At 71.8% G+C, this 13,889-nt stretch carries 14 protein-coding genes and 1 pseudogene; 6 read left to right on the top strand and 9 right to left on the bottom strand.

Annotated elements, in window-relative coordinates:
- From NFU81_RS08570 to NFU81_RS08545, 6 genes and pseudogenes are all read right to left on the bottom strand, one after another.
- Window positions 1–428 (bottom strand): annotated as a pseudogene (locus NFU81_RS08570) (type VI secretion protein); the annotation flags it as partial.
- 1 nt (window position 429) lies between these two features.
- Window positions 430–1,851 (bottom strand): ATP-binding protein, encoded by a 1,422-nt coding sequence (locus NFU81_RS08565; protein ID WP_251486900.1) that lies wholly within the window; start codon window positions 1,849–1,851, stop codon window positions 430–432.
- Window positions 1,852–1,882: 31 nt separating this feature from the next.
- Complete coding sequence (locus tag NFU81_RS08560; RefSeq protein ID WP_251486865.1) at window positions 1,883–3,427, bottom strand: SCO6880 family protein; 1,545 nt, start codon at window positions 3,425–3,427, stop codon at window positions 1,883–1,885.
- A complete protein-coding gene (locus NFU81_RS08555; protein ID WP_251486862.1) occupies window positions 3,424–4,818 on the bottom strand; it encodes a hypothetical protein in 1,395 nt (464 codons plus the stop codon). The genes NFU81_RS08560 and NFU81_RS08555 overlap by 4 nt, the downstream gene beginning before the upstream one ends.
- Window positions 4,808–5,650 carry a hypothetical protein gene (locus NFU81_RS08550; RefSeq protein ID WP_251486860.1) on the bottom strand — a complete coding sequence of 281 codons (843 nt, stop codon included), beginning with the start codon at window positions 5,648–5,650 and terminating at the stop codon, window positions 4,808–4,810. Before NFU81_RS08550 ends, NFU81_RS08555 begins: the two co-directional genes overlap by 11 nt.
- 178 nt (window positions 5,651–5,828) lie before the next feature.
- Complete coding sequence (locus NFU81_RS08545) at window positions 5,829–6,137, bottom strand: hypothetical protein (protein WP_031524459.1); 309 nt, start codon at window positions 6,135–6,137, stop codon at window positions 5,829–5,831.
- 289 nt (window positions 6,138–6,426) lie between these two features.
- Between NFU81_RS08545 and NFU81_RS08540 the strand changes: the two genes are divergently transcribed.
- Both NFU81_RS08540 and NFU81_RS08535 read left to right on the top strand, forming a co-directional pair.
- Window positions 6,427–7,434: a bifunctional lytic transglycosylase/C40 family peptidase gene (locus NFU81_RS08540; RefSeq protein ID WP_251486857.1), complete on the top strand. Its 1,008-nt coding sequence runs from the start codon at window positions 6,427–6,429 to the stop codon at window positions 7,432–7,434.
- A gap of 217 nt (window positions 7,435–7,651) precedes the next feature.
- A complete protein-coding gene (locus NFU81_RS08535) occupies window positions 7,652–8,347 on the top strand; it encodes a phosphatase PAP2 family protein (protein ID WP_251486855.1) in 696 nt (231 codons plus the stop codon).
- A gap of 61 nt (window positions 8,348–8,408) precedes the next feature.
- Here the strand turns inward: NFU81_RS08535 and NFU81_RS08530 are convergent, their stop codons facing one another.
- Complete coding sequence (locus NFU81_RS08530) at window positions 8,409–10,010, bottom strand: FAD-binding oxidoreductase (protein ID WP_251486853.1); 1,602 nt, start codon at window positions 10,008–10,010, stop codon at window positions 8,409–8,411.
- Window positions 10,011–10,091: 81 nt separating this feature from the next.
- The gene (locus tag NFU81_RS08525) at window positions 10,092–10,259 is read right to left on the bottom strand and encodes a hypothetical protein (protein WP_251486850.1); all 168 of its coding nucleotides are present in this window, start codon (window positions 10,257–10,259) and stop codon (window positions 10,092–10,094) included.
- A gap of 95 nt (window positions 10,260–10,354) precedes the next feature.
- Between NFU81_RS08525 and NFU81_RS08520 the strand changes: the two genes are divergently transcribed.
- A complete protein-coding gene (locus NFU81_RS08520) occupies window positions 10,355–11,254 on the top strand; it encodes an SCO4651 family lipoprotein (protein ID WP_251486848.1) in 900 nt (299 codons plus the stop codon).
- 161 nt (window positions 11,255–11,415) lie between these two features.
- Window positions 11,416–11,580: a hypothetical protein gene (locus tag NFU81_RS08515; protein ID WP_251486846.1), complete on the top strand. Its 165-nt coding sequence runs from the start codon at window positions 11,416–11,418 to the stop codon at window positions 11,578–11,580.
- A gap of 20 nt (window positions 11,581–11,600) precedes the next feature.
- Here NFU81_RS08515 and NFU81_RS08510 read toward each other — a convergent pair whose 3' ends face one another.
- On the bottom strand, window positions 11,601–11,984 hold the full coding sequence (locus tag NFU81_RS08510) for a metal-sensitive transcriptional regulator (protein WP_251486844.1): 384 nt from the start codon (window positions 11,982–11,984) through the stop codon (window positions 11,601–11,603).
- A gap of 190 nt (window positions 11,985–12,174) precedes the next feature.
- On the opposite strand from NFU81_RS08510, the gene NFU81_RS08505 reads away from it, so the two are divergent.
- Both NFU81_RS08505 and NFU81_RS08500 read left to right on the top strand, forming a co-directional pair.
- Window positions 12,175–12,795: a DUF47 domain-containing protein gene (locus NFU81_RS08505; RefSeq protein WP_033174016.1), complete on the top strand. Its 621-nt coding sequence runs from the start codon at window positions 12,175–12,177 to the stop codon at window positions 12,793–12,795.
- 5 nt (window positions 12,796–12,800) lie between these two features.
- A complete protein-coding gene (locus NFU81_RS08500) occupies window positions 12,801–13,793 on the top strand; it encodes an inorganic phosphate transporter (protein WP_251486842.1) in 993 nt (330 codons plus the stop codon).
- The last annotated feature ends 96 nt before the right edge of the window (window positions 13,794–13,889 follow it).

The following is a 13,889-nucleotide window of genomic DNA, read 5'->3' as shown; positions in this document are numbered from 1 at the left end:
GGCGAGGGCACCGCCGCGGCCGCCGGCGCGGCGGCAGCGGCCGGCTCGGGAGCCGCCTGCGGGCGGGGTCCGCGGCGCTCGCCGCGGGTGCGCAGCCGCGCCAGGACGTTCAGCACCCACACCGCGACGGTGATCAGCACCATGAACTGCCCGATGAAGTTCCCCCAGAACAGCCCCGCACCCGGCAGCTCGCCGGGCTTCGCGTCGGGCCAGGCCGCCGGGACGTCGTGCGGCTGCCCGATCAGCGCGCGCATGGCCCGCGGGGTGCGGGTGAAGTGCACGTCGCCCGGCCACGCCCCGTGCGAGAGCACCCCCGCGATGCCGGTCGCCGTCCACACCAGCAGGGTGACGCCCAGCAGGAACGCGATGATGCCGACGATCAGCCCGTCGGGCAGGCCACCGCTCTGCTCCCGTTTCTGCGCCGCCATGTCACGCCACCGCGTCGTCGGCCAATTGCTTGGCGAGGGCGACCTGGGCCGCTGCATGGGCCTCCGCGCGGGCCTCGGCCTCGGCTTCCGCCTCCGCGGCCATGTCGGCGGCGTGCTCCACCGAGGACTCGGTCATGGCGCGGTCGGTGAAGACCAGCGGGCGTTCGCTCTCGGTGATCAGGTGCTTGACCACCTGCACATTGCCGTTGACGTCCCACACGGCGATGCCGGGGGTCAGCGTCGGGATGATCTCCACCGCCCAGCGCGGCAGCCCGAGCACCCGCCCGGTCGCCCGCGCCTCGTCGGCCTTCTGGGCGTAGATGGTGCGGGTGGAGGCCATCTTCAGGATCGCGGCGGCCTCCTTCGCCGCGGCCCCGTCGACCACGTCGGACAGGTGGTGGACGACGGCCACGAAGGACAGTCCCAGCCGGCGGCCGAACTTCAGCAGCCGCTGGAAGAGCTGCGCCACGAAGGGCGAGTTGATGATGTGCCAGGCCTCCTCGACCAGGAAGATGCGCTTCCTCCGGTCGGGGCGGATCCAGGTGTGCTCCAGCCACACCCCGACGATCGCCATCAGGATGGGCATCGCGATGGAGTTGCGGTCGATGTGCGACAGGTCGAAGACGATCAGCGGCGAGTCCAGGTCGATGCCCGCGCTCGTCGGCCCGTCGAACATGCCGCGCAGGTCGCCGTCGACCAGCCGGTCGAGCACCAGGGCCACGTCCAGGCCCCAGGCGCGCACGTCGTCCAGGTCGACGTTCATCGCCTCGGCGGACTCCGGCATCGGGTGCCGCAGCCGGTCGACGATGTCGGTCAGGATCGGCTGGCGCTCCGTCACCGTCTCGGCGACAAAGGCGTGCGCGACCTTCAGCGCGAAACCGGACCGCTCGTCCAGGCCGCGGCCCATCGCCACCTCGATGATGGTGCGCAGCAGCGCCAGCTGGCCGGTCACGGTGATCGCCGGGTCCAGCGGGTTGAGCTTGATGCCGCCGTCGAGGGCCGCCATCGGGTCCAGCCGGATCGGGGTCAGGCCCATCGCCCTGGCGATCAGGTTCCACTCGCCGACGCCGTCCTCGCCCTGCGCGTCGAGCACCACCACCTGCCGGTCGCGGAAGCGCAGTTGGCGCAGCACGTAGGTCTTCTCCAGCGCCGACTTGCCGTTGCCGGACTCGCCGAGTACCAGCCAGTGCGGGGCCGGCAGCTGCTGGCCGTAGAGCTGGAAGGGGTCGTAGATGTAGCCCTTGCCCGAGTAGACCTCGCGCCCGATGATCACTCCGGAGTCGCCGAGTCCCGGCGCGGCGGTCGGCAGGTAGACCGCCTGCGCCTGACCCGTGGAGGTCCGCACCGGCAGCCGGGTCGACTCGACCCGGCCGAAGAGGAAGCTGGTGAACGCGTCGGTGAGCGCCGCAAGAGGGTCCAGCATGGGCATGGCGATGGCCTCCTCGTGACGACGACTAGCGGCGGATGCCGGTCGCGAACGGCAACGTATTGACGAATGCCCGGTGGTGCTCACGATCGCACCACTCAAGCTTCAAATACGACTTACCGGCGGAAGCACGGATGGTGCGCTTGTCGCGCGCCAGCGCTTCGGGGGAGCGCGACGAGACGGTGATGTACCCCACCAGGTTCACTCCCGCCGCGCCGCTGGCCAGGTCCTCGCCGCGCTGGTCGATCCGGCCGTGGTGGGCGATGTCCCGCGGGTCCACCACCCGGTTCATCTTCGCGGCACGGCTGGCCTCGGCGTCGTCGTTGGTCTTCTCGGTCAGCATCCGCTCGATCGCGACGTCCGTCGGCTCCAGGTCCATCGTCACCGCGACCGTACGGATCACGTCGGGGGTGTGCACCAGCAGCGGGGCCAGGAAGTTCACCCCGACCGGCGTCAGCGGCCACTCCTTGATCCAGGCCGTCGAATGGTGCCAGGGCGCACGGGTCATCGACTCGCGGGTCTTGGCCTGCAGGAAGGTCGGCTCGGTCGCGTCCAGTTCGGCCGGCCAGGCGTTGCGCCTGGTCATCGCCTGGATGTGGTCGATCGGGTGGTCCGGGTCGTACATCGAGTGCACCAGCGACGCCAGCCGCGCCTGGCCCAGCGGCTGCCTGACCCGGATGTCGGCCTCGGCGAGCCGGGCGCAGATGTCGGTCAGCTCACGGGCCATCACCGCGGCCAGGCCCGCGTCCTTGTCGACCTTGGTGCCGCGCACCACCGTCGCGCGGGCCATCGCGTTGCCCTCGGCGGCCAGCTCGCGGGTGAAGTGCATGCACGCCACCAGGTACGCCCGGTGCTGCTCGGACGACGTCGACACCATCGACTGGAGCTGCTCGTAGGACTCCTTGAGCCACCGGTCCGCGTCCGGGTCGCCGCGCTGGGCGACGTCCTTGGCGTGCGCGTCGGGGTCGGCGGGCAGCGTACGGGCCAGCATCTGCAGGCGGGTGACGAAGCCGTCGCCGTTCGCCACGTGCTTGAGCAGCGTGCCGAAGCGTTCCACCAGGGCTTCCTGGTCCTCGCTGTCCCGCAGGCCGACACCGGGACCCTCGATCTCGATGGCCGCCGTCACCGTACGCCGGTCCACGTGCAGCAGCACCGCGATCTCGTCCGGGCCGAACGGCGCTGCCAGCCAGCTGATCCGCCCGATCCCCGGCGGCGGACCCACCTCGATCTCCCGCCCGTCCAGCGCGGTGCCCGCCTCCTGCACCGACGAGCGGTAGGTGGGCGAGACCCGCAGCGTACGGCGGTAGGTGCGGTTGATCTCGAACCAGCGGTAGAAGGTGCGCCGCCGGTAGGGCAGGAAGACCGCGGCCAGTGCGAGCAACGGCCAGCCGATCAGGCCGACGATCCGCAGCAGCAGTATCGGCACCAGCAGGCCGTTGAGCATGCCGAGTCCCGCGCCGAGCACGATCAGCACGATCTCGCCGGTCTCGCGGTTCTTCCCCACGATCGCGTTGGGTCGTGCCTTGCCGATCAGATAGGTGCGGCGCGGCTGGGTGAAGGGCTGGGTCGTCACCCGCGATCACCTCCCTGCGTGCCGTTGTTCGATCCCTGGTTCGCCCGGAAGGGCGAGCCGAGGCCGCCTCCGCCGCCCTGGCCGCCACCGCCGGGCCGCGGGGGCGGTGCGGCGGCGCCGCCGCCGCTCTGGCCGCCGCGTGAGCTGTGCGCGGCCATGCCGCCTGCCACCGCGTTCGACGGCTGCGGCCCGCCGCCCTGGGCCTGCTCCTGCGGGCCGCCGCGGGCGCTGTGCGTCTTGATGCCCTGCTTGACCAGTGCGGCGGGCGAGGAGATGACCGCGGCGGCCTGGCTCTGGCCGCTGGCCTTGCGGCTGTTGCGCAGGCTGACCACGTCGTCGCCGAAGCCCGGGACGAAGCGGTAGATCATGAAGCTCGCGAAGATCGCCAGCAGGATGATGGCCAGGCCGGAGACGACCGCGGAGAAGGCGTCGGGTCCGTCGTCGGAGGAGGACAGCGCGCCGGCCAGGCCCAGCACGATCACGATCACCGGTTTCACCAGGATCACCGCGATCATGATGCCGGCCCAGCGCCTGACGTGGTGCCACATGTTCTTGTCCACCAGGCCCGCGTAGACCGCGGTGCCCAGCAGCGCGCCGACGTACAGCAGCGCCGCCCTGATGACGAGTTCGAGCCAGAGCACGCCGGCCGCGAGCACCGAGACCATCGACACCACGATCAGCATGATCGGGCCGCCGCCGATGTCGGTGCCCTTGGTCAGGGCGCCGGAGAAGGAACCGAAGAAGACCTGGGTGTCGGACTTGGTGCCCGAGGACACCACGTCGGTGACCGCGTCGGTCGCCGAGACCACGGTGTAGAGGATCAGCGGGGTGAAGGCCGACGCCAGCACCGTCAGCCACAGGAAGCCGACCGCCTCCGTCAGCGCCTCGGTCATCGGCGCCCCGCGCACCGCCCGCTTGGCCACCGCCAGCAGCCACAGGATCAGCGTCAGGATCGTGGACGCCGCGAAGACCACGGCGTACTGCCGCAGGAACGCGGTGTTGGTGAAGTCCACCTGCGTCGTCTTCGTCACGGCGGCCGACAGCTTGTCGATCGTCCACGAGGCGGCGTTGGCGCAGCCCTTGGCGAGCGAGGTGAGCGGGTCGAGGGTGTCGGTCGGGTTGGTGCCCTTGGCCGGGGCGTTGGCGTCGCCCTTGGTGCAGTAGTCCTTGGCGGCGCCGATCAGGCCGTCGCAGGCGCTGCTGTCGGGCGGCGCCGTCGTGGGAGTGGCGCCGGGCGGGGAGGGCGTCGCGGTGGCCGCCAGCGCCGCGCGGGAGGACAGCGTGACCGCGGCGGCGGTCAGGACGGTCAGCGTGGCGGGTACGGACCAGCGGCGGGCGGCGGGTCCGCGCCGGGTGCGGTTCTGACGTCGGGTGCGGCTGCTACCTGGCATACGTGAACCCTCCGTAGTCCCGGACCGCGCCGGCGATTTCGTCGGCGGAGGCGGCCTGGTTGTCGGCGGCGACCGGGGCGGGGCCGTCCTTCTGACTGGAGGAGCGGATCTTCCAGTCGCCGTTGGACCAGACCAGCTGCTCGGTGATGGTGAACCAGGCGGTGCTGACCGGCTTGGTGGAGCCGGAGCCGGCCAGGCCGACCAGGTCGGTGCACCACACCTCGACGGATTTGGCGTCGGCGGAGCCGGCACCGGAGCCGGAGGTGACCTTGGTGCCGATCGGCACCGTGCGGGAGACGAAGGTGAAGCCGGCCGGCGCGGTCCCGTCGGCGGTGAGGCCGAGGCTCTTCAGGGCCGCGCCCGCGTATGCCTGGTCCAGGCTGGTCTGCAGACCGGCGCTGACGGCGGGGTCGTAGATCGAGCTGACGATGCGGTGCCTGCGGTCGGTGTTGAACATGTCGGCGGAGCCCAGCGCCACCGCGTAGTTGGCCGCCGCGGACTGCGCGCCCTGGTCGGTGTGCGCGAAGCCGGCCGGGATGCCCGCGCCGCCCTTGCCGTCGACGGGCTTCTGGCCGGTCGGCGCGGTGGGCGCGGCGTCGGAGCCGTGGGAGCCGGTGCCGCCGCCCGAGGTGCCGCCGCCGGTACTGCCGCCGCCGGCTGAGGGGTGGTCACCGCGGTTGGCGAAGGCCAGGGCGGCGATCAGCAGGACGACGATGCCCACCACGGTGACCAGGGCACGCCGGGGCTGCGGGCGGCGGGTGCCGCCGCCGTGGGTCGTGTGGCCCTCGGGCATCCGGGTCCTGGTCGGGGGTCCGTCCTGGCCGAGACTCATCGCGCGGCCGCCCCTCGGGGCGCCGCGGGCGCGCGGGAGCACCGCGTCGGGCGGACGGCTCCGCTGCTTGGTCGAGTGGGCATCAGCACGCAGCCTCGGGTGGGAAGGTGGAGCCTGGGACGGGCTCCTGGGGACTTGGCAGGGCAGCGGCCGGCGGGCGGGCGGCGGGTGCGCCCGGCTACACGGCCATTCCGTAGACGATGGTGAACAGCGTGCCGAGCGATCCGATGATGAACACGCCGGTCAGCCCGGCGATGATCAATCCCTTGCCCTGCTCCGCGCTGAACGTGTCGCGCAGCGCGGTCGCGCCGATCCGCTGCTTCGCCGCACCCCAGATCGCCATGGCCAGGCACAGCAGGATCGCCACCGCCATGACCACCTCGATCATCACACGCGCTTCCTGGCCCAGGGACCCGAAAGGTCCCCAGTCCGGTGCGATGCCGCCGATGATGGTGTTGATGTCGCCCTTTGGGGCTGCCACGAACATGTAACTCACCACCCCGCTCTGTCAGTTGGCTCCCCTGCCGGGGCGCAAGGGGCCAGCATCTATCTTGACCGACGTTTCCGCTGTTGCGCGCCGCTGGGCGACTTTCTCGGCGGATCGTCCGTGTGATCCGGCCCGGAGCCGTCAGACTGGTACGCGGACCGGTGTTCGATGGGACATGGATGACTACTCTGTGTATCACGAGCATAACCGCAGGGCAACGATAGGAACGTGTGTTCCTGCATGGTGAGAACGGTGCGGCGGACAGGGTGCGGAAGGGGAGGCGGCACTGATGGCGCGTAAGGTCTGGCTGGCCGTCATCTTCGGCGGTGGGCTGCTCTTCTCCTTCATGGCCCTGCTGGTCGTCGGGACGTACTCGGCGGCGGCCGGCCTGGCGGGCGGCGGCTCCGGCGGTGCGGTGCGGCTGGCCAAGGGCGCGGTGCCGGACGTCTACCAGCCGATCGTGCAGAAGTGGGGCAGTCTGTGCCCGGCGCTGAATCCGGCGCTGCTGGCCGCGCAGCTCTACCAGGAGAGCGGCTGGGACCCGCGCGCGCAGAGCGGTGCGCAGGCACAGGGCATCGCCCAGTTCATCCCCGGCACCTGGGCCACCCACGGGATCGACGGCAACGGCGACGGCAAGGCCGACGTCTGGGACCCGCAGGACGCGATCCCGTCGGCCGCGACCTACGACTGCGACCTGGCCCGGTATGTGAAGGACGTCCCCGGGGACAACACGGACAACATGCTGGCGGCCTACAACGCCGGGGCGTACGCCGTCATCCAGCACGGCGGGGTGCCGCCGTACCGCGAGACGCAGAACTACGTGACGACCATCCGCACCCTGGAGAAGAGCTTCGCCGCGCCGGTCGGCACCGTGCGGCCGTCGCAGCAGGCGGCCGGGGCGATCTACTTCGCGCAGACCCGGATCGGCACCCCTTATCTGTGGGGCGGCGAGGGGACAGCGGCGCAGGGCGGGCGGTTCGACTGCTCGGGGCTGACGCAGGCGGCGTACGCCTCGGTGGGCATCACCCTGCCGCGGGTCGCCAACGACCAGTGGAACGCCGGCGCGCACCCGGGCAGGAACGAGATGCTGCCCGGCGATCTGGTCTTCTTCGCCCACAACCTGGACGACCCGCGCTCGATCCACCACGTCGGGCTCTACGTCGGCGGCGGCTACATGATCGACGCCCCGCACACCGGTGCGGTGATCCGCTTCGACCGGATCGACACGCCCGACTTCATCGGCGCGACCCGGGTCACCCAGGCGGGCGCGGCGGCGCTTCCGGTGGCCGCGGCCTGAACGGAACGTCACCTCCTGGCCCACGCCTGACGTTCATGCGGGTTCGCTGGTCACCCTTGGATAACAGCATGGTGATCTTCTGGCGAAGACCGGAACGCTACGTACCGTGTCGGCCGTTGTACGGGCGACAATGGGTTGGTACGCAAGCGACGGGGGTTGCAGACGTGCCGAACCGCTGAGGTACGGTCAGTTGCTAGTGGTAAGGGGTACCACCGCCATGGCAGAGGTCGCCAGTGACAGCACGAACCCCGACATCACCCTGCTCCGCTCCATCAACGAACTCGCCAAGCAGGCACCGCGCGGCGTCGACCGGGCCGTCGAACTGCTCGGCGGCTACGGCCTGATCGCCCTGACCGCGCTGCTGGCCGGATGGTGCTGGTGGCGGGTGGCCCGGCGCTCGGCCGACGCGCCCGCCGCGGTCGCGGGCGTCCTGTGGTCCTGCCTCGCCGCGGGCATCGCCCTGCTGCTCAACATCTCCGTACGCGCGCTGGTGCAGCGGCCGCGACCGTACGTCGACCACGACGGCCTCGACGTGCTGGTGCGCGGCCACCACACCGCGTCCTTCGTCAGCGACCACGTCGCGCTCGCCGCGGCGGTCGCCGTCGGGCTGTTCATGGTCAGCCGCGCCGCGGGAGCCGTCGCGATAGGCGTCGCGGTGGCCGAGGGCTTCGCGCAGGTCTACCTGGGTGCGCACTACCCGACCGACGTCGTCGGCGGCTTCGCGCTCGGCGCCGCCACCGCGCTGCTGCTCGCCCCGCTCGCCCTGGCCCTGCTCACCGCGCTGACCACGAGGCTGGCCCGCGGCCGGGCGGCCTTCCTGGTCGTCGCGCGGCCCGCGCCCTACGGCCGGCCGCCGCGCGCCTCCTCGCCGCACCGCTGGCACAGCGCCGCGGACAAGGACCTGGCAGCGTGAGACCGCTCGGGCCGGTCGCCGTCAAGGCGGCTTCCGGCCGTTCGCGTCCGGCCGCGAGCCGTCACAGGGCCTGCGGGAAGTCGAAGAGCCGCTGCGGGTCGAGGGTTCGCTTGAGCGCGGCGAGCCGGCCGGCGTTCTGCCCGTAGTAGGCGGTACGCCAGTCGGTGAGGGCCGGGTCGGTGTAGTTCTGGTAGGCGCCGCCCGAGGCGTAGCGGCGCATCGCGTCGTGGGTGGTGTCCAGCCAGGAGGTCGTCGACAGGGCCGCGGAGGCCAGGTACTGCGCCAGGAAGCGCGAGCCGCGGTGGCTGAAGGCGGTCGCGGTGGGGGAGACCCGGTTGACCGCGCCGCCCAGTGCGGTCAGCGCGATGCTGCCCGCGCCGCCGCCCGAGGCGCTCGCCAGCCGTTCGACCTGCGAGAGCAGGGCGCTGACGCCGGCGGCCGGCAGGTCGGTGTCGTAGAAGTCGGAGCGGGCGGTGTAGGTGTCTCGGCCCAGGTGGCCCTCGGGCGCCAGGTGGCACTGGGCGGCGGACTGTCCCGAGCAGCCCGCGTAGGCGAACATCGCCTCCAGGTAGGTGTGCGGGTGCAGCGAGACCGAGGAGGCCGGGGCGCCGGCGGCGTCGGCGAGGCGGTCGGCGGCCGCGGACAGGTCGGACTTCGAACCGGTGGACAGCATCGCGACGGAGACGGTCGGTGAGCCGCCCGGGGCGCAGTCCAGGTGCAGCGCCGACCAGAGGTGGTCCGGCTGGTCGGGACCCCAGCCCTGCCAGGCGGTGAGCACCTCGGCGGCCCGGCCCCACGGCCAGGTCAGGTAGCCGGTGACGACCTCGGGCACCGGGTGGGTGGAGAAGCGCAGCGAGGTGACGACGCCGAAGTTGCCGCAGCCCGCGCCGCGCAGTGCCCAGAAGATGTCGGGTTCCTGGTCGGCGGAGACCTCGTGGGTCGTGCCGTCCGCGGTGATCAGCGTGGCGCCGATGAGATTGTCGCAGGTCAGGCCCATGGAGCGGCTCATCACGCCGTGGCCGCCGCCCAGTGTGAGCCCGGAGACGCCGACGGAGGGGCAGGAGCCGGCCGGGATCGTCCTGCCCTGCTTGCCGAGCGTGGCGTAGACGTCGATGAGTTTGGCCCCGGCGCCGACGGTGGCCGTGGTGCCGTCGAGCCGGATCGAGTTCAGCTCGGAGACGTCGATGACCAGCTTGCCGTCGCCGCTGGACCAGCCGGCGTAGGAGTGGCCGCCGCTGCGCACGACGGGCGTGGTCGCGGTGCGGTGGGCGAAGTCCAGGCAGCGGCGGATGTCGTCGGCGCCGCTGACGTGCGCGATGGCGGCCGGGCGCAGGTGGTCGAAGCGGGTGTTGTACAGCCGCCGGTCGGTGGCGTAGGCGGCGTCCTTCGGGCGGACCAGCCGGCCGTGCAGGGCGGAGCCGAGGGCGGGCCAGTCGGCGGCGACCGGCGAGAAGCCGGGGCTGGGGGTCCGGGTGGCGGGCGCCGCGGTGGTGGTGCGCGGCGGGGGCGCCTTGCCGTCGCCGCCGCTGTCACCGCCGGCCGGGCCGCAGCCGGTCAGCCAGGTCGCGGCGAGGGCGCCGCCGCCCGCCGTGAGGGCCGTACGCCGCCGTATCGGGGCACTGGCCTGGGCCTGGGGGGCCGACGACTCGTTCACGTGCTTCACCGCCGCATTTCCTGTGGGGACTCTGCAAGTCCAGACGTGGCGGCGGGGGTGCTGGTTGCGGTGCGCGGCGGGCGGCGGCGATCAGCCGCCGGCGTGCTCCTGGGCGTCGCGCCTGGCCCGGTCGCGGGCTCTGCGGGCGGGCCCCTTCCAGCCGCAGGAGCAGTGGGCGCTGGCGAAGGAGCCCCGCTCGACGACGGACGTCCGATGGTCGGCGGCCGCCGTCTCCTGGACGGTACAGAACTCGAGCACCTCACCACCGTAACGGGCGTGACGGTGCGCTTCCGACCGTCGTTACCGAGGTGAGGCCGAGGCGCGGACGGGATGGTTCAGGGATGGTGGCTGCGATGTCCACGGGGGCGACGCCCCCGGCGGTAGGGACGCCGGCCGCGGGGCGGCTCCGGCGTGCGGCGACGGCGGCGGCCGCGGCAGGCTGCGCGGTGGCGCTGGTCACGGGGTGCGTGCAGCACGGTGCCGCGGCGGGCGGCGAGCCCGCGGCGGCCGAGGCCCGGCCGGGCGGTGCGAAGGACGCCGGCGGCGACGCGTCGGCGGCTGTGTGGGACGCCGCCGACGCCCTGGTGCGGGCCGGCAGCTCGCTGGTGGAGACGTCGATGCGGATGGCCAGCGGCGGCACCTGGGTCACCGTCACCGGTACCGGCCGCTTCGACTACGCCAGACGGCAGGGCGAACTGATCCTGGTGCTGCCCAGGGACGCCGCGGGCGCGGAGGAGCACAGGCCGGTCACCGAGGTGATGACGCCCGGCGCGCTGTACATGAAGGACCGCGGTGCGGGGGTGCCGGCGGGCAAGTGGGTACGGGTCGACACCACGGCGCTGCCGGACGGCAACCTCGTCACCGGCGGCGCCACCGAGCCGCTGGCCGCGGCGGAACTGCTGCGCGGCGCCCAGCAGGTGGTCCTGGTCGGCGAGGAGGCGCTGGGCGGTACGCCGGTACGCCACTACCGCGGCGTCGCGGACATCGCGCGGGCCGCCCGCGCCGCGGCGCCGGGCACGTCGGGGGCGCTCACCGCGGCGGCCGGCGGCTTCGCCGTCACCCGGGTGCCGTTCGACGCGTGGCTCGACGCGGAGGGCCGGCTGCGCCGGCTCACCGAGCACTTCACCTTCGGCGCCAAGGGAAGCGGGGTGGGTGTGGTGTCGACCACGGTCTTCGACGGCTTCGGCGCGCTGGTGGCGTTCGCCACGCCCCGGGGGGACGACATCTGGGCCGGCAAGATCGTTTCTTCCTAGTGCGGGACCCTGCGGATCCACCCTGGCCGCCGCACGGCCGCCCTCCGCCCGGGCGGGGGGTGCGGGAAATGGTCCTTCCGTGCCATGCGCCGGGGCAAGGAGGTCCCTACGCTGGATGGCGGCCGTTGGACGGGACGCTTGGCGGAGGAGGTGGTGCGGATATGGTGCCGTCGCCCGGAGCCACGGTCCAGGACGACCCGGTGGCCCTCGCCGAGATCGAGCTGTGCGGGGAGCTGATCATCGCCGCGTCCACCGCCGACGAGGAGCGGCTGAGCTTCGCCCGCATCGACGAGGTACTCGAAGTCGACCGCTGCCCCGCGCACTAGGACCCGCCCCAGGGCCGGCCCTAGGTACGCAGCAGCCGCGCTATCGCCGCCGTCGCCTCGGCGACCTTCTCGTCGATCTCGGGGCCGCCGCCGACCGCCGCCGCGGCCACGCAGTGCCGCAGGTGCTCCTCCAGGAGCTGCAGCGCGAAGGACTGCAGCCCCTTGGTGCTGGCCGAGACCTGGGTCAGGATGTCGATGCAGTAGACGTCCTGCTCGACCATCCGCTGGAGGCCGCGGATCTGGCCCTCGATCCTCCGCAGGCGTTTGAGGTGGGACTCCTTGTCGTGGCTATAGCCATGCGGGCCCTGCGGCGACACAATCTCGTCTGCTGCCGAACCCGTCGATCCCGGCGCTGAGCCCGCCGCTGCTTGTGTCACTGCCGTCTCCGCCGCCGTGTCCGTCATCCCGCCGCCCGCCCTCTCTGTCCCTTATACCCCTGGTGGGTATATGTTACCGAATCGGTAGTGTGTGCGACGCATCCCCCGTGAGGGGGACTCTGTCCCATGGGCGACACTGGATGACGCCGGTTAGCTGTGGCCGGATGTTGCGCCTAGCATCAACGAGACCGACTCCGATGTATGCCGAGGAACCCACGTGCGCTTTCGTCTGACCCCCAGGGAGACGAGCTTCTACGACATGTTCGCCGCGTCCGCGGACAACATCGTCACCGGTTCGAAGCTCCTCATGGAACTGCTCGGAGCCGATTCGGCTACCCGTACCGAGATCGCCGAGAGGATGCGGGCGGCTGAGCACGCGGGGGACGACGCGACCCACGCGATCTTCCACCAGCTGAACTCCTCCTTCATCACGCCCTTCGACCGGGAGGACATCTACACCCTCGCCGGTTCGCTCGACGACATCATGGACTTCATGGAGGAGGCCGTCGACCTCGTCGTCCTCTACAACGTGGAGGAGCTGCCCAAGGGCGTCGAGCAGCAGATCGAGGTGCTGGCCAGGGCCGCGGAGCTGACCGCCGAGGCGATGCCGAACCTGCGGACCATGTCCAACCTCACGGAGTACTGGATCGAGGTCAACCGGCTGGAGAACCAGGCCGACCAGATCCACCGCAAGCTGCTCGCCCAGCTCTTCAACGGCAAGTACGACGCCATCGAGGTGCTCAAGCTCAAGCAGATCGTGGACGTGCTGGAGGAGGCCGCGGACGCTTTCGAGCACGTGGCGAACACGGTGGAGACCATCGCGGTCAAGGAGTCCTGACCTACGTGGACACCTTCGTTCTGATCGTCACCATCGCGGTGGCGCTCTTCTTCACCTATACCAACGGCTTCCACGACTCGGCGAACGCCATCGCCACCTCGGTCTCGACCCGGGCCCTGACGCCCAAGGCGGCGCTCGCGATGGCCGCCGTGATGAACCTGGCCGGCGCGTTCCTGGGCAGCGGAGTGGCCAATACGGTCAGCAAGGGCCTGATCGCGACGCCCGAGGGCCGCTCGGGCATGGCCATCCTCTTCGCGGCGCTGGCCGGTGCGATCGCCTGGAACCTGGTCACCTGGTACTTCGGCCTACCGTCGAGTTCCAGCCACGCGCTGTTCGGCGGCCTGGTCGGCGCTGCGCTGGCCGGCGGCACGACCGTGCACTGGTCGGGGGTGGTCGACAAGGTCATCATCCCGATGTTCCTGTCGCCCGCGGTCGGCCTGGTCCTGGGCTACCTGGTGATGCTGGCCATCCTGTGGTTCTTCCGCCGCGCCAACCCGCACAAGGCCAAGCGCGGGTTCCGTATCGCGCAGACCGTCTCGGCGGCCGGCATGGCGCTGGGGCACGGCCTGCAGGACGCGCAGAAGACGATGGGTGTCGTCGTGCTCGCGCTGGTCATCAACGACCCGTCCAAGGGCTTCGGCATCCCGATCTGGGTCAAGTTCGTGTGCGCGGCGATGATGTCGCTGGGTACGTACGCGGGCGGCTGGCGGATCATGCGCACCCTGGGCCGGCGGATCATCGACCTGGACCCGCCGCAGGGCTTCGCGGCCGAGACGACGTCCGCGTCGATCCTCTACGCGACCGCGTACATCTTCCAGGCGCCGGTCTCCACCACCCACGTGATCACGTCCTCGATCATGGGCGTCGGCGCGACCCGGCGGGTCAAGGCGGTCCGCTGGGGCGTCGCCAAGAACATCGTCGCGGGCTGGTTCATCACCATGCCGGCCGCGGCTCTGGTGGCCGCCGCCTGCTACGAGATCCTCCGGCTGGTCTTCTGACCCACCTCAGCCGAGCCGTACGACGGATCAGGCCCCGCCCCCGGTGAAGGGGGCGGGGCCTGCGCCCTGCGGTGGCACCGCCATGCAGCACCGCAC

The organism is Actinacidiphila cocklensis (assembly GCF_907177275.1).
Classification (GTDB): Bacteria; Actinomycetota; Actinomycetes; order Streptomycetales; family Streptomycetaceae; genus Actinacidiphila; species Actinacidiphila cocklensis.
This window is presented reverse-complemented; position numbering and strand designations above follow the sequence as displayed.

Coding starts and splice junctions, on each gene's coding strand:
- NFU81_RS08565 (WP_251486900.1), bottom strand. CDS start 1,851: ATGCTGGACCCTCTTGCGGCGCTCACCGACGCGTTCACCAGCTTCCTC.
- NFU81_RS08555 (WP_251486862.1), bottom strand. CDS start 4,818: ATGCCAGGTAGCAGCCGCACCCGACGTCAGAACCGCACCCGGCGCGGA.
- NFU81_RS08550 (WP_251486860.1), bottom strand. CDS start 5,650: ATGAGTCTCGGCCAGGACGGACCCCCGACCAGGACCCGGATGCCCGAG.
- NFU81_RS08545 (WP_031524459.1), bottom strand. CDS start 6,137: ATGTTCGTGGCAGCCCCAAAGGGCGACATCAACACCATCATCGGCGGC.
- NFU81_RS08540 (WP_251486857.1), top strand. CDS start 6,427: ATGGCGCGTAAGGTCTGGCTGGCCGTCATCTTCGGCGGTGGGCTGCTC.
- NFU81_RS08535 (WP_251486855.1), top strand. CDS start 7,652: ATGGCAGAGGTCGCCAGTGACAGCACGAACCCCGACATCACCCTGCTC.
- NFU81_RS08520 (WP_251486848.1), top strand. CDS start 10,355: ATGTCCACGGGGGCGACGCCCCCGGCGGTAGGGACGCCGGCCGCGGGG.
- NFU81_RS08515 (WP_251486846.1), top strand. CDS start 11,416: ATGGTGCCGTCGCCCGGAGCCACGGTCCAGGACGACCCGGTGGCCCTC.
- NFU81_RS08510 (WP_251486844.1), bottom strand. CDS start 11,984: ATGACGGACACGGCGGCGGAGACGGCAGTGACACAAGCAGCGGCGGGC.